Below are 22,268 nucleotides of genomic sequence, written 5' to 3'. Positions count from 1 at the left end.
TCTCCTTAACTCAACGGTAGCATCTGTGGAATCTTGAGCCATACATCTTTTGCCATATATAGACCAATTAGTGCTAAAACCGCTGAAAATCTTAATAGTGTTTTATTGTCACTCTTCATATTGCTTACAGAGAGCAAGAAAGGTACAATAAATCCAAGCACCATACCAAACCAAAACTCAACATTATATTTCCCACCTAAATGAACATACGCTAGTGTTGCTTCTGCTTCAGAGGACTTAAATGAAAAGAAATACTCACCCATATACATCAGAAAACTAAAGAAAGTCGCAATAGCAAGTACTAACGCAAGGTCTTTCCTGGTCTCTTTACTCCAATTTTTAGAGGTAAGGATAAGTGCGGCAGAACCTGCAAGAAGTGCTGCCCACATCATCTGCATTACTTCAGCAGGTGCTTGCCATAGCTCACGAGCACTTGATTCTGCCATAATGATTGCCGTATAGAGTGTAACAGGAATTGCAAGAAATACAACAAATGGAAAAATCTTTTCATAAAATTGACTGTTTGCTCTTGCCGTTTTTGCCAATATACAATTTTTTCTCACATCAGGGTGTGCATCAAAAAATCCAATCACCATCATCACAGTAATCAAAGCAGTAAAGAGTGATGCCATCCATGCCCCTACCGTAATTGCAGATGTCCAATGCGGATGAAGGAAGATATTGATCATTCTATATGGCTGATGCAAGTCAGTCAAAGTAAATAGCAAAAAGATATTCAGAAAGACAAATGAAATCAGTGGCATAAGCCATCTAAGGTTAGGCATCTCCTCTTTTTTATGTCTATAAAGTAAAAATGCCCCCACAAGGATTACCCCTGTACCAACTGATTTTGCCCACATATTTAAAGTAATCATCCATCCCCAAATAATACCAGGAAGAGCCACATCAAGTGTGACGACTGCCTGTGTTGCGTGAATTGCACTGTCCATTAGTGACCTCCTTTTTCATGTGTTTGATCGCCATTCTCTGCCCAGTCCATCATACTGCTATTATCATGCGTCCCGTGATTTATAAACGGTGCAAGGAATCTGTCAAGTACACCATGATGAGGGTCTCCAACATGCTCAAGATGCGTAATATCATTAAAGAGACTATAGCCTTCAATACGTTGTTGCGCAAGAGGATCTAGTGTCTGTTGCCCTCCTCCAACATAATAGTGTTTTGGTTCAGTATGCTTTTCAGGTTTACGCACTTGAACACTTCCTTGATGTGCCATGATGTACTGAGAAATATTACTAGTATCATCCTCGACATCACCAAAGATATTTGCCTGAACCGGACAGATGACTACACATGCAGGCATCATACCACTCTCAATACGATGCGCACAATAGGTACATTTATCTGCTGTATTTGTCTCAGGATCCATATAGATGGCTCCATAAGGACATGCCATCATGCAGCCAGCACATCCAATACATCTATTAGAATCAATATTGACAATTCCATTGTCAAGATAGTGTAGCGCAGAGACTGGACAGATACGCTCGCATGGTGCATTCTCACAATGATTACAACGCAGTGGTGTAAATGAACGCTTGGTATCAGGAAAAGTTCCAATATCGATATATTTAACACGTAGACGCCAAGAACTAAGTGGAACTTCATTTTCCACTTTACAGGCGACTTCACAACCCTTGCAACCCATACACAGGTTGAGGTCAACCAAGAAACCTAATTTCATACTTCCTCCTTAAGTTTAATAATCTGAAAATCAGTTCTCTTTAGAAGAAGAGGAATCCACAATGATTGCCACTACTCTAAAAATAAGATTACATAATACGATTTAATTATATTACACAAATTGTTAACTTTAAATAATTTTCAAGAAAAATAGAAATTTTTATCCATATTGTGTGTAAAAAGTATATTTTATGAGAATTTTAAAACATATATTCAATCTATCTCATAGCTCCTATCAACTGAATAAATGATTAATATTTTAATATGCAATCATTTTGATTACTAAGAGGAGTGTGGGGTGCTGTTAAAAAGTTTAAAAGAAAAGATAGAACCTTTATTAAGGCTACTTTGAATTTTTAACTCACTATCATGAAGTTCTAAGATTGTTTTAACAATAGAAAGTCCTAACCCCATAGAGTTATCCCAGTTATGCGTATTTGAGCGATAAAATTTCTTTGTTACCTTTTCAATATCTTTTGCACCAATTCCAATACCATGATCTTTTACCGAAACCATACTATCGGAAGTAATTATAACCTGCACATCCTCTTTAGAATATTTGAGTGCATTCTCTATAAGATTTTTTAGTACAATATCTATCAGTGTACGATCTGCCTCAACCATACAGCTATTACCTTCTATATATACTTCCCTATTCTTATACTTTTCCTCAAGAGAGTATTTTACCTCAAATACCAAAGCATAAAGATCAAAACAACTCTTATGCAAAGTTGCTTCACCACTTTCAAACTTATTCCAGAGCATCAGTCGCCCCAATAGTGACTCAATCTTATTGCCATTGTTGTAAATCTTCTCAAGAAACTTCTTTTGAAGCTCAAGAGAAATAGTTGAATCCTCTTGAAGCGTCTGCGAATACCCCATAATAGAAGCAATGGGATTTCTAAATTCATGAGCAATTGCAGAGAGCATATCGGCACGTTGACGATTCTTGAGTTTAAGTTTTGCATTGTAACGTTGCTTGATATCTTCTCTTTTTTTTACCTTTTTTAATGCTTTAATGAGATTCTGGTTTATCTCTTCAAATTCTTTAGTAAAAAAACAGGTCTTATACTCTATTTTGTCAAATGTTTCAAGGCTTCCAAGGTAAACATTGAGTGCAATAAGTTCTTTTTGTATCTGCCTAGATCCATGGTAAACTGCATAAATAAAAAATATAAAAGCAAGGGCAACAAAGGTTATAGCAATGAGAGTCATCATAGTATCATCACTAACCCAGACTAAAATAATAACAAATAACATAAAGATTGTTGTAGATATTGTCACAAGGCGTGCTATAATATATTCAGTAAAATAAGGGCGTTTAAACACGCAAAAACTCCCGTTTGAGAACTATAGTAGTTGTCATATTTTTTTACTCAAAAAGAGGATACAATATCATCAAAAATACGATAAAGTGACATTACTTCATCTATAGATGTTCTTTCGTTGGGTGCATGTATTGTATCATTAATGACGCCAAACTCTACCACATTTATCCCGAAATTTCCCATAAATCGAGCATCACTAGTACCTCCTGCTGTTGAGAGTTTTGCTTGTATTCCTGTAACCTTTTTAATGCTCTGTTTGGTTACCTCAACCACTTTAGAAGTACGATTGGTTACAAAAGGGAAAGAGCCCTGTGTCAAATCAAGAGTATAGTTCAGACCTTTTAATACGTTATCAATATGTACTCTAATATCTTTCTTTGTAGTTTTTGTGGAGTTTCTTACATTGAACATAATTTTTAGTTCACTTGGAGTAACATTTGTCACTTCCATACCACCACGAATATCGGTAATAACTATTTGACTTGGCGCAAAATCTTCATCTCCTTTATCAAGGCTCACTCCAGCAAGCATATTAAGTATTGGAGCAATTTGATGTACTGGATTGATTGCTTTTTCAGGATATGCTGCATGTCCCTGCCTTCCATGGATTGTTAAATAACCATTAATCGAACCACGACGTCCTATCTTGACAATATCACCAAAGTCTGTTTCACAGGTAGGCTCCGCCACAATACAGTGGTTAGGAAGCATACCTATCTCCTTAAGGTACTCAAGCATAATAACTGTACCATATTTAGCATCGCCTTCTTCATCTGAGGTTAACAACAATGAAAGTGTGCCATTAAAATCTTTTGCTTCTTTAAGTACCTGCACAAAAGCTGCTACACCACTCTTCATATCTTGTGTGCCACGGGCATAGACCATACCATTCTTCACAAGAGGCACAAATGGATCATTTTGCCAATTTTTTCCTGGGGGTACCACATCAACATGTCCAGCAAAACAAAGATGCTCCCCCTCTCCAAACCTCTTATAAAGAAAGAGGTTTTTCACACCTTCTTTATTGATCCAAACCACCTCATAATCTGACAGATATTCAGCAATAAAATCTAACGATCCCGCATCATTTGGGGTAATAGATTCAAAGCTGAGTAATTTTAAAAATAGATCAATTACATTTAAATTAAGTATATTTTTCTGCATTACTAAATATCCTAGTTGTATTGAAGCAGTTGCTCGCACTTCATACTAGCATCTTCAAAAATACAGATGTCAAATATGTTTCTCATCTATCGTTTGATATCTCCATGATAAGTTACAATGCCGCCATAGTGATTCACCGCATTTTTCATTCCGTTGGACTTAAAGATATGTTGCACTTGAGCACTTCTGCTCCCTGTTCTGCAAGTAAAAATAATTATTTTATCCTGATTTTCATTTAAAAATGCTTCTGCCCATTGTTCAAATATTGAAGTAGGCTTTAGAAAATCAACCCCTTTAATGTACCCCATATCATATTCCATCTGTTCACGCACGTCTATAAGTAAAAAATCTATCTCACCCTCCTCTCTAGCCTTCAGGAGACTCTCAAGTTCTTCTGAAGTAATATTCTCTTCTAATTGTAATTTACTCATTGCTATCCTTTTATTACACAATTACATAAAAAATTATTTGTAATCTACCACAATAAATTATTTTGTATATTTTTTAGTTTATGCTTCAAATTAGTTTTGATTTTCTTCTATCTTTTTTATCTGCTTCTCTTTGTATTCAGGTGTACAAAATATTTGACAATGGCAAATACCATCTTGAGGAATCTCTTTTTCTATTGCTGGCTTACAGGGACAAATACGGTTATCTGTACTTTTAAACTTTCCAGGCTTCTCAAGATCCTCTTCTACCATAAAGCAGGGACAAAAACGTTTACCATAAAGTGCCTTGTGTCGTGCTAGTCCAAGGGTAACTCCCTCATTGACATCCTCGTTTACACCATAAACCCATCCTCGACTTTCACATACTTTATCTGTAAATTTTTTTGTCTTTTCTAGTTCTGCCTTAAATTCTGGTGAGTTCATATCAAGTTGCATTATCATTTATATATCCTTTAGGTTACTAAAATAACTATTCTGAAAGATTGTATGTTGTTATATCTTAAACTAAATTAATATATAATAAGATAACTATACAAATTATCAACATAGGCACTTAACGATGCAGATTGACAATACACTTTTAACTAAACTTGAGAAGCTTTCGCATTTGCATATTGCAGAAGAAAAAAAAGAAGAGACCATGGGGCAACTGACAGAAATCCTCAAATATATTGATAATCTAAATGAACTTGATACAGATACCCTTAATCCATCCTTTTCTACATTAGAGGGAGGAACGCCACTCAGAGAAGATACTCCAAGAGAATCCAACGATATATCTAAAGAAATTTTCACCCATGCGCCTCATGCAGAAGATGACCTCTTTATTGTTCCTGCAATCATTGAGTAGATTCTATCCATGATCAATATTTATGGTATCAAAAATTGCAATAGTGTTCAAAAGGCACTAAAATTTTTTAAATCCTACAATATACCTCATATATTTATCGACTTTAGGCAGACTCCTGTTGATGAAAAGGACATCCGGTCATGGCTAGAAAAGAGTAATCTTGAAACTATTTTAAATACCAAAGGAACTACCTATCGCACATTAAAGCTCAAAGCACTTAACCTTAATGATGAGGAAAAGATAGTGTGGCTTGCTAGAGAAAATATGCTTATCAAGCGACCAGTAATCGTCTTTGATAATCAAGTTATCGTTGGCTATAATGAATCCACATATTTAGAAAAACTACTCCACTTCAAAGGATAACCGTGGCAACTTTTGATATCAAAAAGCTACTTCAAAGCGTCATTACACACGGTGCTTCAGATCTTCATCTTGTTAGTCGCTCTGAACCACAGATTAGACTTGATGGAAAACTCAAGCCAGTTAATCTTCCTAAACTGACAGGGGAAGATATTGAAGAGATGTGCTATTCATTGATCACCGAAAAACAGAAGCGATACTTTGAAGAGTACAATGAACTTGACTTTGCGCTTCTACTTCCAGGTATCGGACGCTTTAGGGCTAACTATTATCGGACACTTAATGATATTGCCGCTGCATTCCGTATTATTCCCATTGAAGTCCCTTCTTTGGATGACCTTGGGGCACCTACTGTATTTAAACAACTCATTAAGAGAGAGAAAGGACTTATATTGGTTACTGGTCCCACAGGATCAGGTAAATCTACCACACTTGCAGCGCTACTCAATGAGATTAACCTCTATGAACAAAAGCATATTATTACAGTGGAAGACCCTGTGGAGTTTATCCATGAAAATAAAAAAGCAGTCTTTTCCCATAGGGAAGTCGGGGAAGATACAAGCAGTTTTGCTACAGCACTCAAGTATGCCATGCGTCAAGATCCTGATATTATTCTTATTGGGGAAATGCGTGACAAAGAGACCATTGAGGCCGCACTTACTGCTGCAGAAACAGGTCACCTCGTTTTTGGTACCCTTCACACCTCTTCTGCACCTGGCACAATCAATCGTATTATTGATGTATTTTCTGGCGATGAACAACCTCAAATTCGTGCAATGATCTCATCGTCACTCGTTGCCGTTATTGCTCAGTCGCTCCTACCGAAGCTTGGTGGTGGACGAATTGCCGCACATGAGATTATGGTTACCAATCATGCTATCTCTAACCTAATCCGTGAAGACAAAATACACCAACTTTACTCACAAATGCAACTGGGGCAAGAAGACACAGGTATGCAGACACAAACACAGGCACTACTCAAATGCATCAAGAGTGGCAAGATTGAACGTAATGTAGCACTACAGTATGCCAATAAGCCTGAGGAGATAGCAAAAGCTATCTCATACTAAAACAATTTCAGTACGATTTTGATACAATAATAAAAAATTTGAAGCGAATACAAATGGAAAACTTTACTATGGTTGATTTTAATTATTTTGATGTCACTATTGGTGCCATCATCATTCTATTGGCAATTAAAGGCTTCATGAATGGTGTCATCAAAGAGATTTTCAGTTTAGTAGGATTTATTGGTGGATTCTATTTTGCTTCTCGTATGGCAGATGATGCAGCAATATTTATAGGCAATCACTTTATGCAGATTGAAAATATTGTACTTAAAAAACTAATTGGGTTTATGTCTGTTTTAATTATTGTTTGGCTCATTGCCATGATTCTTGGTGTTATCTTCTCTAAACTTGTATCTGTCAACAAACTTGGTTTTATAAATCATCTACTTGGTTTTATTGTAGGAGGTGGAAAGTATTTTATGATTTTTGCATTCATCGTAACAACACTTTCTAATGTTGCCCTAATCAGAGAAAATACCCAACAATATATTAAAGATTCTATACTTTACCCTCTGCTTCGCAAAGCTGGTACTAATATGATTTACATGAACCCAGCCTCATTTGATCCAATGAAAATAGCCCCAAAAAGTATTGAAAACCCATCAACATGAAAAGTAGTAATGAGATGCAAGGAGATGCCATGATCATCTATTCCACATTACTAGAACAGTTCAAGCATCTACTCAAAAGCAATGCACTCAAGTTTACCAAACAACGAGAACTGATATTAAAGTTCCTCTATGAAAATGAAGGACACTTTACTCCTGAAGATATTTATATCCTCATCAAGAAGTCTCATCCAAATATCAATATTGGTATTGCCACAGTTTACCGAACATTGGCACTCTTAGAAAATGAAGGTATTGCCGGTTCAATCTCCTTTGGTGTACAAGGAAAAAAATATGAGTTTGGTATGCGTAAACATCATGACCACCTTATTTGTACAGACTGTGGAGAGATTATTGAATTTCTTGATGAAACCATCGAAGAGAGACAGGAAGAGATTGCCAAAAAGTTCAACTTCAAAATGCAGGATCATGCCATGAAAATTATTGGTCTATGTGAAAAGTGTTGGAACAGAACATCCTAACTAACATCATGTCACCCCGAATTTGATTCAGTATCTCTTTTATAGCCAAATGAGATTTTGACTCAAGTCCATGAGACAATTAATTTTAGGAGAAACCTTGATATTTGACAATCAATATATTCAAGAACGTATTAAAAAAGCTAACAAGCTTAGAGAAGAAGGAATTAACCCCTACCCCACCAATATTGCCAAAGGAATGCCTTCTTCGGAATTCTTTGAATACTTTAATTATATACAAAAACTAAACGCAGAAGAGAAGAAAGACGAAACCAAAACTGTAACTCTTACTGGGCGAATCAAATTCATTCGAATTATGGGAAAGGCTGCTTTTGCCAAGATAGAAGATAGTGATGGACTTGTACAGATTTATTACAACCGTGATGACTTACCTAAAAATTACTATAATAACATTGCCAAAAAACTCTTTGAAGTAGGTGACATCATTGAAGCAACAGGTTTTCCATTTGTAACACAAACAGGTGAGCTAACGTTACACTGCAAACATCTCAAAATTATCAGTAAAGCAATCATACCATTACCTGAGAAGTTTCATGGTCTAACCGACCATGAAATTCGCTACCGCCAGCGTTATCTGGACATGATTATGAACGTAGAGGTCAAAGAGATCTTTATTATGCGTTCAAAGATCGTATCTCTCATCCGCCACTTCTTCGAAAACCGTGGATTTCTTGAAGTAGAGACACCAATGATGCACCCTATTCCTGGTGGTGCCAATGCAAAACCCTTTATTACCCACCATAATGCCCTGAGTGTTGACCGATATCTACGTATCGCACCAGAGCTTTATCTTAAACGTCTAATTGTAGGAGGAATGGAAGCAGTTTTTGAGATTAATCGAAACTTTCGCAACGAAGGAATGGATGCTACCCACAATCCAGAGTTCACCTCTATTGAATTTTACTGGGCATACCATAACTATCATGACCTAATGAAACTAACCGAAGACCTTTTTGACTATATTTTTGCACAGCTTCAACTACCCAAAATACTCACCTACGACAACATGGAAATCGACTTCACTGCACCATTTGTTAAAATATCTTTTATTGAATCGCTTGCTTCTATTGGTGGAGTACCCATTGATGTGGTAACCGATAGAGAAAAGATTCTTTCCTATCTTAAGCAACATGCCATAGAGGTAAACCCCAACCTGACACTTGGCTATCTACAGGCAGAACTTTTTGATGAATTTGTTGAAAAAAAACTAATTAACCCAACCTTTATCACTGACTATCCAATCGATATCTCTCCACTTTCTAGAAGAAGTGATAAAAATCCTAAAATTGCTGAACGTTTTGAGCTCTTTATGGCAGGCAAAGAGATTGCCAACGGCTTTAATGAGCTTAATGATCCTATTGATCAGCTTGAACGCTTTAAAGCACAAGCAAACACCAAAGAATCTACAGGCGACGAAGAGGCTATGCATATGGATCTTGACTTTGTCCGTGCACTGGGTCATGGCATGACTCCTACCGCAGGAGAGGGAATTGGTATTGATCGTTTAGTAATGATGTTAACCAACAATCATACTATTCGTGATGTTATTCTTTTTCCTGCTATGAAACCTGAGGTTAAACTTGAAGAGACAAAATCTGAAACTGCTTGTAGAAAATGTGGTTATGCTATCACAAAGGAACTCAAACCAGCAAAGAATGGCAAAGGGTACTTCTGTATCGATGCAGCCACATGCAAGAAGAGAGAACAAGAAAATAAAAAGTAAAAATTGGATATAAATCCGACAATTATTTAAAAAGGATACTTAATGAGTTATGCAATTGAAAAATTTGACCCTGAAATCTTTGAGGCAATTGAAAATGAACACAAAAGGCAGACAAATCACCTTGAAATGATTGCCTCTGAAAATTTTACTATCCCTGCAGTAATGGAAGCAATGGGTTCAGTCTTTACCAATAAATATGCTGAAGGATATCCTGGAAAACGCTATTATGGTGGATGTGAATTTGCTGACAATGTAGAACAACTTGCCATCGACAGAGCTTGTAAACTTTTTAACTGTAAATTTACAAATGTGCAGCCACACTCCGGATCTCAAGCAAATGGTGCAGTCTATGCATCCCTACTTAAACCCTATGATAAAATTTTAGGAATGGACCTCAGTCATGGTGGACACCTTACTCACGGAAGTAAACCAAGTTTCTCAGGAAAAAACTATCAAAGTTTTACCTATGGTGTAGAGCTTAATGGGTATATCAACTATGATGAAGTCATGAATATTGCCAAAATTGTCCAACCTAAAATTATTGTTTGTGGTGCATCTGCTTATGCAAGAGAAATTGACTTTAAAAAATTCCGTGATATTGCAGATGAAGTAGGTGCTATTTTATTTGCAGATATTGCCCACATTGCTGGACTAGTATGTGCAGGCGAACATTCTAGTCCATTTCCTTATGCAGATGTAGTTACAACAACTACACACAAAACACTTGCAGGACCTCGTGGTGGTATAATTATGACCAATAATGAAGATATTGCTAAAAAAATTAATTCTGCAATTTTCCCAGGACTCCAAGGTGGACCACTAGTGCATGTAGTTGCAGCCAAAGCAGTTGGCTTCAAGCATAACCTCTCTAATAAGTGGAAAATCTATGCGAAACAAGTCAAAATCAATGCTGCCAAACTTGCCGAAGTGCTTGTTTCACGTGGGTATAGCGTAGTCTCAGGTGGTACAGACAACCATCTCGTACTTGTTAGCTTCCTAAACAAAGAGTTTAGTGGCAAAGATGCAGATGCAGCACTTGGTGCTGCAGGGATAACTGTCAACAAAAACACAGTTCCAGGCGAAACAAGAAGTCCATTTGTTACATCAGGTATCCGTATTGGTTCTCCTGCACTCACTAGTCGGGGCATGAAAGAGGCAGAATTTGAAGTTATTGCTAACAAAATTGCTGATGTGCTCGACAACATTAATAATGGTGCGCTACATGCAAAGATTAAAGAGGAGATGAAAGAACTTGCTTCCAATTTTGTAATCTACAATAAATCGATATACTAAAGTAAAAGGAGGGGTGTATAAAAATCTTTGATCTTAACTTTACGGTCGACCACTACTATATCAAACGCTCCTTCATTGTCAAAAAGATACAGTTTAACAACCGTATCTTCTATAGTAAATTTGAACGCATAGAAGAACCACTAACCCCTCTTCTTTGGCAACAACATCTTAATAAACAATACACCATCGCTATTCCCCTTCTAAAAGCAGGGTATACCAACTATCTTGTTATTGAGTACGAAGGAGAGGAATATCAACGTTTTATTTCTCTTGTTAAACATCTTTTCCATATACTTGGTATTGTGAATTACCATATCTACCAAGGAAGGGATAAAACAAAAATCCAAATCTTCATAGGTGTCAATCACCTTTCTATTAAAAAGGCTGATGCACAACTTCAGAATATTTCAAATAAACTCAAGCAACGACTGACAAAGCACTGGAAAACACTACCATCTGCACAACTACCTGAAATGTACAATATTGTAACACTTCCTTATGCAATACTATAGGATACCTAGCTATCTGATTCTCTTGTCTTTGCTCTCAACTTTACTTCGTTTTTCCATAAACTTTCCTATAACATATGATTGGATATAATTGATTCAAAAAATTATTTGGAGGATTTTCCCTATCATGAACGATCACAACCTAGATGACCTCATTATCGATACCCATAAGAAACAAAATGGAAAGGCTAAAGGCTTTTTAACTATTGTTGCTATTTTTATTATTGTAATGATAATTGCCATCATTCTAACAAAGATTATTCTCAAAAAACCCAATGAAGATATGGTTTCACCAACAGAGATTGCAAGCGAGATAGTTAGTCCAGAGTTAACATTAAAAAATACACCTCAAGAGAGTCTCAAAAACAATAAAGAGATCTCCAATATGACCAACAATGAAGCAGTAACACAGGAAGAAAAAGAAGAGAATACACCCATTCAACAAGTCAGTGAAGAGACTGTCTCGATTAACGAACAGAAGAGTAAGTCTATAGTAAAAACTATAGAAAAACCTGTAAAATCTAAAGAGATTATTGCAATACCTGAAGCCAAACCAATGGTAAAAAATAAATCTAAATTACCTACATCATCACAAACTATACAAGAAAAGTTCTATATTCAAACAGGCTCTTTCTCCAAGGTACCAAGTACAAATTCACACCTTCTTCGTATCGTGAAAAAACGAGGATACCGTTATCAAATTATACATATCAACAATACACACAAGGTAATGATTGGTCCTTACGAGAGCAGAAGTGATGCAGACAGAGCTATTACCAAAATTAAGAATCTTATCAGCAAAAATGCCTTTATAGTTAAAAGATAGTAAATTATGCATAAAACTATTCTGTTTGATCAGCTTACTCCGGTGGCACTTTATGGGGAAATTAAGAGACTATTCCCTAATGAGATTACCATGCTTTTTGAGAGTGCCGTCAACACAGACGATGGAAACTTCTCCTTCATTACTATTGGTACCAAGGAGCGTATTACTTACAAGAATAAGATTACAACATACCAATCTGAAGATGGGCACAAACATACACTCAAAGAAGATCCTTTCTCTTTTATGAAAAACTATTATGCCGCTATTGATCAAGAGGCTTATAAAGTCAAAACTCAGGAACTTGGCTTCTCTTTTATTGATGGTTTTATTGGATTTATTGCCTATGATATGGTCAAAGTTTTCGAACCAATACTCGAAGAGAGTATGGATGGGCTTTTCGATCCACTCAATACACCTGACCTTGATCTTGTACGTCCTAAAATTATCATTGCCTACTCCCATAAGAATGCTAAACTTACTTTTATTCTCAACGATGAAAGTATGGCAGATGATCTTTCTCGTATTGAAGCAATTATCAAAAGTACTTTCACTCCACTCCCACTTAAGGCAGCAGAGCTAGAAGACGAAGGTGAATTTAGTATTGATGAAGAGTATTTCAAGCAGTTAGTAATAAAGTCTAAAGAGCATATCCGCTCTGGTGATATTTTTCAGATTCTTCTCTCTAACCGCTACACCCAGAAAGGAAAAATTGACCCACTCAGCTTCTATCGTGTATTGCGCTCAAAAAATCCATCACCCTATCTTTTTTTGCTTGACTATGAAGATTTTTCCATCTGTGGCTCAAGCCCTGAAGTAATGGTACGTCTCACTGAAAATGAAATACTTCTGCGACCTATTGCAGGGACAAGAAAACGCAGTAAAAATATCAAGCGAGATAAAGAGCTAGAGGAAGAGATGCTCAATGACCCCAAAGAGTGTGCCGAACATCTTATGCTTATCGACCTTGGACGTAATGATGTAGGACGTGTGGCAAAGACTGGTACGATTAAAATGACTGAGATGATGAGGGTGGAACGCTACAGTCATGTCATGCATATGGTCAGTGATATTGAAGCAGAAATCTTAGAAGACAAAGATATGTTTGACCTTTTTGCAGCCACCTTTACTGCCGGCACAATGACTGGTGCACCCAAAATTAAAGCAATGGAACTCATTGCTAATTTTGAAAGGCTTAAGCGCGGATTCTACTCTGGCTCAGTCGGCTATTTCTCTTTTAATGGCAACATGGACTCTGCCATTGCCATCAGAACCTCTCTCATCAATAATGAAGGAATCACCCTGCATGCAGGTGCTGGATTGGTAGCAGATTCTGTACCAGAATTAGAGTATTTAGAGGTAAAAAATAAGCTAGGAGCACTTTTGGAAACACTTAAAGAAATGGAGTCTCTCTAAAATATGAGTCCCATGTATGCCATTTTCGGTAACCCTGTCTCTCACTCCAAATCTCCTCTGATGCACAACTGTGCCTTTAGGGGACTAGCATTCAATGGTTGCTATAGTCGCTACAAGCTTGAAGATGGTAACAAACTCAAGAAAACCTTTTTTGCACTAAAACTCAAAGGAGTTAATGTTACCGTACCGCACAAAGAGGCAGCATATAAAGCATGTGATGTGCTTGATCCTTTTGCTCAAAAGGTTGGTGCTGTCAATACTATCATTGAAAAAAATGGGAAGTTGCATGGGTACAACACTGATGCACTTGGTTTTCTTAAGGCAATTTCTGAGTTTAATGATAGCAAAAATGTACTCTTCCTTGGTGCAGGCGGCACAGCACAATCAACTTCAATTATTCTTGAGGAGGCAGGCTATAAGGTAAGTATCCTTAATCGTAGCAAAGAGAGATTAATACGTTTTCAAGAAAAGGGATTTGAAACCTTTACTTTTGATACCTTTTTGTATCGCCCATATGATCTTGTAGTAAATATGACCTCAGCAGGACTGGAAGATGAGAGTCTCCCATGCCCTGAAGCAATACTCAATGCAGTCATTCCATCTGCTAAAGCATGTATTGATATTATCTATGGCAAAGAGACACCCTTCTTGAAACTTGCAAAACACTATAATAAACCGACCAAGGACGGTTCAGATATGTTGCTCTATCAAGGAATTATTGCTTTTGAGTACTTTACCAATCACCAATTTAGCTTTGATGAAATCAAACTCCATATGCAAAAAGCTTTTATCTACTAGATCCTCTCTTCTTATTCCATAAGACCTTTAAGAATCTTTTCCATGCCTGCTTGGGCACCCTTAAGTATTTTAATATCTTTTGAATCTTCTATAGACATAGTACTCATCCAATTATAAACTGATGGAAATGCTACTTCCATCTTATTATTTCCTTTTTTCTTTTCTAGATATAGTGAACATGGTGCAAAAGCACCTGCTTCAGGGTGAGTCTTTGCGATAGTGTAGATAACAGGTAATTTACAAATAGAATAGACTTCATAAAAATCATACCCATTATAATTAACATCATCAAAATTATCTCCAAGATTATTAAACCCTGCAATCACAAAGCCATTAGGAGCGAGTTCTCCCTCAAGCCCCATCTTGAACTCTTCAAGCTCATCTTCCCAATCTTTTGGGTCAATATTCATCGTAAAGTGAGTTACCAAATTACCCTTGGAAGGTTTTGATTGATATGGAAGAGTTTCAAATGTGCCTCTAGGCATAGCAGTTTTAAGTACTTTTTTTATTTCATTTTTAAGTTTTTTCAATGTAGTATCAGAGGATGGAATTTTCATAATCCTTGCCATTGTTTCTGCACTCAAGCCTGCTACGGAAATCTTTTTCTCCCCCTTTTTTGTATAGATAGACATACTCATCGGAGCAAAAAGCCCAACATTGGGGTATTTCTTTACCAATGCCAACACAGTCTCTTTTTTATAAAATGTAAATAGATTGTAGACATCAAATCCAGATGCTTTAAACTGCTTTTTAAAAGGACCGTTCATATTACGATTTGCTGAGACAGTAAAACCTGCCTTTTCAAATGCTGCTTGTATGGTTGCAGGAGTAATCTTTCCATTTGGATTGGGTGAACTAAAAAGCTCTATATCTTGTGAAGCAACTGTACACACAACCATAAAAGAGAGTCCTATTATTCCCTTAAGTATTCTATCCATTACAATTTCCTTTTTATATAGTTTTTGATACTGACCTTATTGCCAATTCTCACAAAAGAGTATAGTAAATGAGTGTAAAAAAAGTGTAAATTATAGTTTGATATACACAAAACCCCGTAGCTGATGCTCAATAATCTCCACAATACCTGCCTTACCAAAACTTAAATCATCTATTAGTTCATTTTTTTTAATTCCTAATGTACGTAGGCTATTTTCACAAGCAACAAATTCTATATCATAGGTCATTAGTGCCTCAATGCGTTTACGGGTATGGTCATTACTATTTTTAAGCAATACTTTAACCCCCTGACTATAAACAACAACTACTACTTCTGTATTTTCTGGTCTATAGTATTTGATAACATTATTGACTGTACTAATAACATGATTAACTATTTTATCATTATTTGTATCAATAGAAAATACAATTTTACGAGGATTGTCAATAGATGGTTTTGGTTTTGCAAATTCTGTTTCACTAAATAAAAAAGTACTCAAACAACACCAAAGTAGAAAAATTTTCTTTGATATACACATGAAAATACCTTCTTCTTTATTTAATATATTGCTTTTTTGCTTTAATAGACTCTTTCAAGATATCTAAAAAATCTTGTGTACTCCAAGCACCAGGAATACGCTTTATCTTGGCTATATCTTCTCTTTTATTTACAAAAATAAAAAAGAATGTTGGTGTCATAGATACATCCATATTCAAAGGAAGGTTCTCTTTACTAAGATCAATAGAAACCATAATGAACTCTTTTTGAAGTATTGCCATAACCCGTGGATCGGAAAGTGCCCCTTTTCTCATCTTCTTGCAAAAATGACATCGAGAAGTCATTGCCTCAACAACAATGATCTTATTCTCTTTTCTTGCACGGTGTAATATCTTTTTAAAAGGTACATCATTGTGTCTTGATTTAATATATTTTTTGGGATCAAAATCATACGCAAAATTACTAATAATCTCAATATCTTCTGGAGATATTTTTCCTTTTAAACTCGGCATTATGCCAAAATGCTTTCTTACCTTGTCACTTAGAACACTTTTTTTCTTATCAGGGTAGAGGATATAATCTGCTATAAATGCACTCACTTCAAGGCGTCGCATTTTTTCACTTGTATTTGGGCTACCTAGCTTTTTTTTCATTGCCATTGCAATCTGGTTTACAGGTGGTGCCTTAAGCTTAAGAAGGGTATTGTTGTATTCATCGAAATTCTTTTTTAATTTATCTTCAGGAATATATGCAATATGACATTTTGAGCATATCTCCTGATAAACTTCTTCTCCTGTTCTTGCTAAAACTAAAAGTGTTCCTGTGATTAATAGCATAATAATACGTCTAATGTTTGCCATAATTTTCTCCTTTTTGGCTCATTTTTACCTCTTTTAAAATTTGAAGAAAGTCTTCAGTGTTTCGTGCACCAACTATATGTCGTAGTATATTTTTATCTTTATTGATAAAAAAGAAAGTTGGGGTCAATTCAGCAGTAAGTCCCATCGGCAAAGGATTTTTGCTAATATCCACAGTGACGGCAACAAAATCTTTTTTCAGCACAGACACCACACCTTCATCTATCATTACTTCTCTCTCCATTTTTTTACAAAAATGGCAATGTTTCGATACAGCCTCTATCATAATGATTTTATTACTTTTTATTACTTTTTTTAATGCGACAGAAAAGGATTCGTACTTTACACTTTTTTGTTCAACCATATTTTTATCAAAATCATAAATATAGTTGCTCACTGCCTCAACCTCCTCCTCACTGATTTTTCCTTTCATGCTTGGCATAACAGGAAAGTACTGTATCACATCATGCAAACAGACTGTTTTTTGCTTATTGGGATGATTTAAATAGTCAAAAATAAATGCTTCAACTTCCATACGATGCATATCTTCATCACCACTAGAATCTCCTATTTGTTGCTTGAGTCGATAGGAGAGTTGATTTAATGTCGGTGCTTTAAGTTTTAAAAGCCTGTTTTTATGTTTAACAAAATTCTTCATTAGTTTCTTCATGGGAATATAGGACTCATGGCAAGATGCACATTTTTTTTGATAGACATCTTCTCCGCTAAAAGCATGTAAAGAGAGTATTGTTCCAACCAATAGCACCACACATCTTATCAAACCTATCTTCATTGCTTCTCTCCTCTAATTTCATCTTCATCATACATTTCGAGTTCTCGATAGGCATCAAATACATTACGACGATGTAGCACATTGTAAAGTTTTAAATTTTTATATGCTGGCATTTGTATCTTCTTTGTAATCTCTTCTATTGGTATATTATTGTCAAGTGCATCCAATATCTCTGTTTTCATATCCAAGAGATAACCTTTAAATGCTTGTGTTGCATTGGCATCTGTACGATAACCATGTCCTCCTACAATCACATTAGGCCGCAATTCGTCTATTAAATCCAATGCCCGCAAAGATCCAATCAAAGAACCGTCACGCAAAGAGGTAATCCGATCATTAAAAACTAAATCACCTGCAAAAAGTACTTTTTTCTGAGGCAGATATACAATTAAATCGCCCTTAGTATGTGCCTGAGATACAAGCTGTTTAATCTCAAACAAAGTCTTTCCTACCTGTATTTTGTGATATTGCTTAACAATCTTATCAAGTTTCACTATGGTGGTACCTGAAAATATCTCGCTACCTACCATCCTTTGCATCCTTGTCTTCATTCCAAAAAAGATATTTTTTGCATAAGTCTCTGGTCCTATCAGGAAAGCATTTTGTTTTTTATAGAAGCTATTGCCTAACCAATGGTCATCATGATCATGCGTATTGATAACATATTTGACTGGAAGCTTAGATATTTGTTGCATACTTGAATATGCTTGTAAAGCGTAGGAGTAGGTAGGACCACTATCGATAACAACATACCCTTCTTTGGTTTGAACATAGCATGTATTAACCATGTTTCCACCATTTTGCATGGAAATATTTTCAAGTTTTCCAAAAAAGCAGTAGATATCTTCTGCTACTTTTTTGGGATGTAGATTATAATCAAAAGCACTCAAAGAAATGGTTGCAATACCATATAAAATGAGGTTTTTCAACATCTAAGACTATAATTATTAGAAGAGATAATTGAATTCAAGACGATACTCATTATACGATACATCTTGTTTTGATACATTATCTATATTAGCCTTAGCAATACCAACACGTGTTTTCATTTGTAAATTTTTATTGAAATTATACCATATATCCAAATGAATCACATCACTATCAGCCTGTACTCCTGGTTTATTGTCATCAAAATCTTGTATGGCATATCTTACACTCGCCTTAAGTTTTGGTGTAAACTTATAGACTGCTCTAAACATATAGGTTTTTGTATTTGCATACCAGTTATATTGCGCCATTGCTCTTGTAAATCCTCCTGTTGGAAAGCCTCTCCATGGTGCAAAAATATCTGCTTTATCATCAACGAAAGAATATCCCACTCTAAAGAAACCTTTTTTATCCGGCATTTTTAGATCAATTCTGGCATTTATAAGACTTGAATCCAGAGATCCAATTACACCTGGTGCATAACCTGTTAATGGTTTACCTTTAAGATTTTTATCGCCTGCTATGGCACCTCCACCATCATCTTGTTGTACAAAATATCTTATGCCTGGTCTTGCAATCCATCCACTTTTTTCCAAAGGTATTTTATAGTGTGCTTCTATTGTAAAATCTTGTACAATACCAGGTACACTCAACGCACTCAATGTTAAATTAAGATTTTTGATATCCTTTGTATTAAAATCAATCAAATACATTTTATGATTTAAATTTTCTCCAGCCATGAAAAATGCATCATAATTCAAGCCCTTGTGAATAGCCGAATCATCATTATTTGCCCAACTCTCACCCTTTTCATCTTTAAAGGTAACTAAATCATGTGCATTCTGATGGTCTCTTAGTTTTTGTTTTACAAAGTAAGCAAGTCTAGTTTTTACCTTTGGAGACATTTTGATAGACATGGTTATCCCATCAAAACTATTTGGTATCATTTTTGTATCATTTGATTTGGTGAATACAGACTCAAAAAGCTGGCGCCCTGCGCGTATATCTATTGTGCCATTATTGTACTCCAAGAACCCCTGCGCAATAGCTTGAATACCAAATCCATTACCCATTTTAACCTTGTATCTACTAAATGTATCCTTTCCTGCTTTTGTAAACCCTACATCTGCTGAATCCATTCTAAAAAAATCAGGGTTTAGGGATCCATAATATGCGAAAGTAGTACTCCAACCATTAAATACCGCAGTTTTGTAGACAAGGCTTCCACCTAAACCCCAAGCTTTATTCGTCTTACGCTTTTTGGCTTCATTCTCATTAGTCCAATCCCACAAAAAAGTATTGGATCTGAGTCGTTTGTAAACTATACCCTTTAAGAACATATCGCCAACCGTATCAACACTGCCTGGTAAAATATTATACTTTAGGGTCATATTGCCTCGCATCTGACGCTTTGGCTTGGCAGATGATGATTTAGCAGATGATGTGGTTACTTTCGATACATGTGCAACTGATCCTTCTGGCATATGTTGCCTAATTGATCTTGTTGGCATATATTGCCTGACTGATCCTTCTGGCATATGTTGCCTGACTGATCTTGTTGGCATATATTGCCTGACTGATCTTTCTGGCATATGTTGCCTGACTGATCTTGTTGGCATATGTTGCCTGACTGATCCTTCTGGCATATGTTGCCTAACTGATCTTTCCAGCAAAATATGACCACCTGCAAAAAGCATATTCCCTATTGACAGAAAAGAAGCTATTAGACCTATTTTTATTATTGTTTTCATTGTCTTTCCTTTATATAGTAAAAATAATTTTGTTATACTCTATATGTAATTTTGTATCATATATTTGCCCAAAATAAGACTTGAAATCATTTCTGTCGCAACTAGAAGAATTAGGCACACATTGAGTTTAACACTTAGCCCCTTTTTTAGGACAACCACAATTAAAATCAAGTACCGTAACATTTGATTTATTGCTAATATCAATTACTTTTTTCTTACGAATATAGTCACTGACTATCTCATACACTTCGCGTATTTTCTTCTTGTCTAAGTTTTCACCTGCATTTTGCAGATTCCCTCCCCAAGAAGAAACCCTGTATGTTTTTTTCGGATCTAATGGCTTCCCTCCTATTTTGAAATCTGAAATACGTTTGCCTGATGGGGCATCAATCTTAATGCTATAGCTTGCCCCCGTCAAACGACTCATATCGCCACCCTGTTGCAATAGTGGATTGGCATTAAATACATTGTCAGCAATATCTTCCATTAGATTTGCAATAATGGAACCTTTCAGTTCAAATGTATAGACCTCAGGATATGTGATTGCTGTCATTTCGTAGACATTATCCTTAAGAATCTTATCTCCTGGCAGAAGGGTCGTACCCCATCTGTATCCTGGAGTAAAGACAATATCACTGCCCATCTCATCTTGAATCGCCTGACCTATTAATGCATCGAAAGTTGAGTAGAATGTATCTCTTTTATACAATATTCCCTTTGTTGTACCCAGTACCTCATTAAGCTCCTTATTGTAAGGTTCATACCATTTTCTAACTAGTTTTTCTCCCACTTTATCTGCAGGAATAAGATTAGAAGCTACAGGAATCAACTTGAAACTATAATCAACAACTTTTTTATCTTTGATATCAAGATCAAGTCTCCCCACATACTTTCCATGACTTCCTGCAATAAGAATAACAGTATCATTGACAATAATTGGCTTAGGACTTGGATCATGTGTATGTCCACTTAAAATAAAATCTACACCCTTAACCTTTTTAGCAAGCTCTTGGTCAACAGAAAAACCATCATGACTAAGCACTACGACACAGTCAACCTTCTTCTTTTGACGTAGTTCATCAACAAACTTTTGTAATGATTCATGACGTAATGCAAAACTCCATCCTTGAGTAAATTTTTTAGGATTTGCCGTAGAAGTAAAAGGAAAAGATTGTCCAATAATTCCTATTTTTGCACCACCAACTTCTTTAATGGTATATGGTGGAAAAATTAGCTCTTCAAAATTATCTGAGAACGGGTCATTATCAATTACGTTTTGAGAGATAAACTCTCCTTTAAACATCTTAATGAGTTCTTGTACCCGCTCTTTTCCATAGGTAAATTCCCAGTGCCCAACCATTACATCAACACCTAAATAGTTCTGTGCATCAACGATCGCTTCTCCTCGTGTTTTAAGTGCAACTGCTGTTCCTTGCCATGTGTCACCACTATCTAGCAGAAGTACATTCTTCTCACCTCTCTCTTTTTTAACATGGTCTACAATGGGTTTGATGTGAGCAATACCACCCATCTTTCCAAACTTCTTTGCCAATGTTTCAAAGTTACTATAAGTATCAAAATACTGATCAAGTGATCCTGGTTCGATACCATAATATTTCTCAAAACTATCGCCACAAATAAATCCTGGTGTCCCTACAAGATTCTTTGCAGAGATCAAAGTTGATGGTTCTCTCCAGTAAAGTGGCTTAATATGAGCATGCATATCACAAATATGCAATAGTGTTGCTTTTCCTTTGGAGTCAAAATCCATCAAATCCGAAAAAGAGAAGTTTTTAATACGTTCTTTTTCTATATGACCTCCTGCAAAAAGATTGTTTCCTCCAGTAGCACCTAAAATACCAAGTGCCGCGGCAATCTGGAGAAAGTCTCGTCTATTAATATCCATAATT

The 22,268-nt window shown here is 36.0% G+C and carries 24 protein-coding genes and 1 pseudogene; 12 read left to right on the top strand and 13 right to left on the bottom strand.

Translation table 11 applies throughout. The annotated features are described in order from the left end of the window. Nucleotides 1–5: 5 nt before the first annotated feature. The 6 genes from nrfD to LGB01_05215 form a co-directional block, all read right to left on the bottom strand. Nucleotides 6–950: a polysulfide reductase NrfD gene (nrfD, locus tag LGB01_05240; protein MCB4753605.1), complete on the bottom strand. Its 945-nt coding sequence runs from the start codon at nucleotides 948–950 to the stop codon at nucleotides 6–8. Continuing rightward, nucleotides 950–1,705 carry a 4Fe-4S dicluster domain-containing protein gene (locus LGB01_05235; GenBank protein ID MCB4753604.1) on the bottom strand — a complete coding sequence of 252 codons (756 nt, stop codon included), beginning with the start codon at nucleotides 1,703–1,705 and terminating at the stop codon, nucleotides 950–952. Before LGB01_05235 ends, nrfD begins: the two co-directional genes overlap by 1 nt. A gap of 281 nt (nucleotides 1,706–1,986) precedes the next feature. Then, nucleotides 1,987–3,033, bottom strand: coding sequence for a HAMP domain-containing histidine kinase (locus LGB01_05230; GenBank protein MCB4753603.1), 1,047 nt, complete (start codon nucleotides 3,031–3,033; stop codon nucleotides 1,987–1,989). 47 nt (nucleotides 3,034–3,080) lie between these two features. Then, nucleotides 3,081–4,196 (bottom strand): succinyl-diaminopimelate desuccinylase, encoded by a 1,116-nt coding sequence (gene dapE / locus LGB01_05225; GenBank protein ID MCB4753602.1) that lies wholly within the window; start codon nucleotides 4,194–4,196, stop codon nucleotides 3,081–3,083. Between the two features lie 86 nt (nucleotides 4,197–4,282). Then, nucleotides 4,283–4,627: a rhodanese-like domain-containing protein gene (locus tag LGB01_05220; protein MCB4753601.1), complete on the bottom strand. Its 345-nt coding sequence runs from the start codon at nucleotides 4,625–4,627 to the stop codon at nucleotides 4,283–4,285. Nucleotides 4,628–4,717: 90 nt separating this feature from the next. Continuing rightward, a complete protein-coding gene (locus tag LGB01_05215) occupies nucleotides 4,718–5,086 on the bottom strand; it encodes a ferredoxin-thioredoxin reductase (GenBank protein MCB4753600.1) in 369 nt (122 codons plus the stop codon). 118 nt (nucleotides 5,087–5,204) lie between these two features. On the opposite strand from LGB01_05215, the gene gatC reads away from it, so the two are divergent. The 12 genes and pseudogenes from gatC to LGB01_05155 all read left to right on the top strand — a co-directional run bounded on the left by gatC (nucleotide 5,205) and on the right by LGB01_05155 (nucleotide 14,595). Then, entirely contained in the window at nucleotides 5,205–5,495 is a 291-nt protein-coding gene (gene gatC, locus LGB01_05210; GenBank protein ID MCB4753599.1) for an Asp-tRNA(Asn)/Glu-tRNA(Gln) amidotransferase subunit GatC, read from the top strand. A 9-nt stretch (nucleotides 5,496–5,504) separates the two neighbouring features. After that, nucleotides 5,505–5,858, top strand: a complete 354-nt coding sequence (locus LGB01_05205) for an arsenate reductase family protein (GenBank protein ID MCB4753598.1) — start codon at nucleotides 5,505–5,507, stop codon at nucleotides 5,856–5,858. Between the two features lie 2 nt (nucleotides 5,859–5,860). Continuing rightward, a complete protein-coding gene (locus tag LGB01_05200) occupies nucleotides 5,861–6,925 on the top strand; it encodes a type IV pilus twitching motility protein PilT (GenBank protein MCB4753597.1) in 1,065 nt (354 codons plus the stop codon). A 53-nt stretch (nucleotides 6,926–6,978) separates the two neighbouring features. Then, entirely contained in the window at nucleotides 6,979–7,536 is a 558-nt protein-coding gene (locus LGB01_05195) for a CvpA family protein (GenBank protein ID MCB4753596.1), read from the top strand. 29 nt (nucleotides 7,537–7,565) lie between these two features. After that, entirely contained in the window at nucleotides 7,566–8,015 is a 450-nt protein-coding gene (locus LGB01_05190) for a transcriptional repressor (GenBank protein MCB4753595.1), read from the top strand. A 97-nt stretch (nucleotides 8,016–8,112) separates the two neighbouring features. Further along, on the top strand, nucleotides 8,113–9,756 hold the full coding sequence (gene lysS / locus LGB01_05185; GenBank protein MCB4753594.1) for a lysine--tRNA ligase: 1,644 nt from the start codon (nucleotides 8,113–8,115) through the stop codon (nucleotides 9,754–9,756). Between the two features lie 42 nt (nucleotides 9,757–9,798). Beyond that, nucleotides 9,799–11,049, top strand: a complete 1,251-nt coding sequence (locus LGB01_05180; protein MCB4753593.1) for a serine hydroxymethyltransferase — start codon at nucleotides 9,799–9,801, stop codon at nucleotides 11,047–11,049. Nucleotides 11,050–11,072: 23 nt separating this feature from the next. Then, a pseudogene (locus LGB01_05175) lies at nucleotides 11,073–11,255 on the top strand (DUF1882 domain-containing protein). Between the two features lie 96 nt (nucleotides 11,256–11,351). Beyond that, nucleotides 11,352–11,561, top strand: a complete 210-nt coding sequence (locus LGB01_05170) for a hypothetical protein (protein MCB4753592.1) — start codon at nucleotides 11,352–11,354, stop codon at nucleotides 11,559–11,561. A 124-nt stretch (nucleotides 11,562–11,685) separates the two neighbouring features. Continuing rightward, nucleotides 11,686–12,384: an SPOR domain-containing protein gene (locus LGB01_05165; protein MCB4753591.1), complete on the top strand. Its 699-nt coding sequence runs from the start codon at nucleotides 11,686–11,688 to the stop codon at nucleotides 12,382–12,384. A gap of 6 nt (nucleotides 12,385–12,390) precedes the next feature. Beyond that, entirely contained in the window at nucleotides 12,391–13,797 is a 1,407-nt protein-coding gene (locus LGB01_05160; protein ID MCB4753590.1) for an anthranilate synthase component I family protein, read from the top strand. 3 nt (nucleotides 13,798–13,800) lie between these two features. Then, nucleotides 13,801–14,595, top strand: a complete 795-nt coding sequence (locus LGB01_05155; GenBank protein MCB4753589.1) for a shikimate dehydrogenase — start codon at nucleotides 13,801–13,803, stop codon at nucleotides 14,593–14,595. An 11-nt stretch (nucleotides 14,596–14,606) separates the two neighbouring features. Here the strand turns inward: LGB01_05155 and LGB01_05150 are convergent, their stop codons facing one another. From LGB01_05150 to soxB, 7 genes are all read right to left on the bottom strand, one after another. Beyond that, a complete protein-coding gene (locus tag LGB01_05150) occupies nucleotides 14,607–15,533 on the bottom strand; it encodes a DUF302 domain-containing protein (protein ID MCB4753588.1) in 927 nt (308 codons plus the stop codon). 90 nt (nucleotides 15,534–15,623) lie between these two features. After that, the gene (locus LGB01_05145) at nucleotides 15,624–16,031 is read right to left on the bottom strand and encodes a DsrE family protein (protein MCB4753587.1); all 408 of its coding nucleotides are present in this window, start codon (nucleotides 16,029–16,031) and stop codon (nucleotides 15,624–15,626) included. A 55-nt stretch (nucleotides 16,032–16,086) separates the two neighbouring features. Then, a complete protein-coding gene (locus tag LGB01_05140) occupies nucleotides 16,087–16,890 on the bottom strand; it encodes a thioredoxin family protein (GenBank protein MCB4753586.1) in 804 nt (267 codons plus the stop codon). After that, entirely contained in the window at nucleotides 16,877–17,680 is an 804-nt protein-coding gene (locus tag LGB01_05135; GenBank protein ID MCB4753585.1) for a DUF255 domain-containing protein, read from the bottom strand. The genes LGB01_05140 and LGB01_05135 overlap by 14 nt, the downstream gene beginning before the upstream one ends. Next, complete coding sequence (locus tag LGB01_05130; GenBank protein ID MCB4753584.1) at nucleotides 17,677–18,612, bottom strand: MBL fold metallo-hydrolase; 936 nt, start codon at nucleotides 18,610–18,612, stop codon at nucleotides 17,677–17,679. The genes LGB01_05135 and LGB01_05130 overlap by 4 nt, the downstream gene beginning before the upstream one ends. A gap of 15 nt (nucleotides 18,613–18,627) precedes the next feature. Then, nucleotides 18,628–20,358 (bottom strand): hypothetical protein, encoded by a 1,731-nt coding sequence (locus LGB01_05125; GenBank protein ID MCB4753583.1) that lies wholly within the window; start codon nucleotides 20,356–20,358, stop codon nucleotides 18,628–18,630. A gap of 127 nt (nucleotides 20,359–20,485) precedes the next feature. Beyond that, the gene (soxB, locus tag LGB01_05120) at nucleotides 20,486–22,264 is read right to left on the bottom strand and encodes a thiosulfohydrolase SoxB (protein ID MCB4753582.1); all 1,779 of its coding nucleotides are present in this window, start codon (nucleotides 22,262–22,264) and stop codon (nucleotides 20,486–20,488) included. Nucleotides 22,265–22,268: the final 4 nt, after the last annotated feature.

The organism is Sulfurovum sp., from assembly GCA_020525365.1.
Taxonomy (GTDB): Bacteria; Campylobacterota; Campylobacteria; order Campylobacterales; family Sulfurovaceae; genus Sulfurovum.
This window is presented reverse-complemented; position numbering and strand designations above follow the sequence as displayed.

Bases quoted from the DNA above. Each gene is read 5' to 3' on its own strand.
- LGB01_05155 (MCB4753589.1), top strand. From the start codon at position 13,801: ATGAGTCCCATGTATGCCATTTTCGGTAACCCTGTCTCTCACTCCAAA.
- LGB01_05195 (MCB4753596.1), top strand. From the start codon at position 6,979: ATGGAAAACTTTACTATGGTTGATTTTAATTATTTTGATGTCACTATT.
- LGB01_05125 (MCB4753583.1), bottom strand. From the start codon at position 20,358: ATGAAAACAATAATAAAAATAGGTCTAATAGCTTCTTTTCTGTCAATA.
- LGB01_05165 (MCB4753591.1), top strand. From the start codon at position 11,686: ATGAACGATCACAACCTAGATGACCTCATTATCGATACCCATAAGAAA.
- LGB01_05150 (MCB4753588.1), bottom strand. From the start codon at position 15,533: ATGGATAGAATACTTAAGGGAATAATAGGACTCTCTTTTATGGTTGTG.
- LGB01_05180 (MCB4753593.1), top strand. From the start codon at position 9,799: ATGAGTTATGCAATTGAAAAATTTGACCCTGAAATCTTTGAGGCAATT.
- LGB01_05140 (MCB4753586.1), bottom strand. From the start codon at position 16,890: ATGGCAAACATTAGACGTATTATTATGCTATTAATCACAGGAACACTT.
- LGB01_05135 (MCB4753585.1), bottom strand. From the start codon at position 17,680: ATGAAGATAGGTTTGATAAGATGTGTGGTGCTATTGGTTGGAACAATA.
- LGB01_05130 (MCB4753584.1), bottom strand. From the start codon at position 18,612: ATGTTGAAAAACCTCATTTTATATGGTATTGCAACCATTTCTTTGAGT.
- nrfD (MCB4753605.1), bottom strand. From the start codon at position 950: ATGGACAGTGCAATTCACGCAACACAGGCAGTCGTCACACTTGATGTG.
- LGB01_05205 (MCB4753598.1), top strand. From the start codon at position 5,505: ATGATCAATATTTATGGTATCAAAAATTGCAATAGTGTTCAAAAGGCA.
- gatC (MCB4753599.1), top strand. From the start codon at position 5,205: ATGCAGATTGACAATACACTTTTAACTAAACTTGAGAAGCTTTCGCAT.
- LGB01_05160 (MCB4753590.1), top strand. From the start codon at position 12,391: ATGCATAAAACTATTCTGTTTGATCAGCTTACTCCGGTGGCACTTTAT.
- LGB01_05235 (MCB4753604.1), bottom strand. From the start codon at position 1,705: ATGAAATTAGGTTTCTTGGTTGACCTCAACCTGTGTATGGGTTGCAAG.
- LGB01_05215 (MCB4753600.1), bottom strand. From the start codon at position 5,086: ATGATAATGCAACTTGATATGAACTCACCAGAATTTAAGGCAGAACTA.
- LGB01_05220 (MCB4753601.1), bottom strand. From the start codon at position 4,627: ATGAGTAAATTACAATTAGAAGAGAATATTACTTCAGAAGAACTTGAG.
- soxB (MCB4753582.1), bottom strand. From the start codon at position 22,264: ATGGATATTAATAGACGAGACTTTCTCCAGATTGCCGCGGCACTTGGT.
- LGB01_05190 (MCB4753595.1), top strand. From the start codon at position 7,566: ATGATCATCTATTCCACATTACTAGAACAGTTCAAGCATCTACTCAAA.
- dapE (MCB4753602.1), bottom strand. From the start codon at position 4,196: ATGCAGAAAAATATACTTAATTTAAATGTAATTGATCTATTTTTAAAA.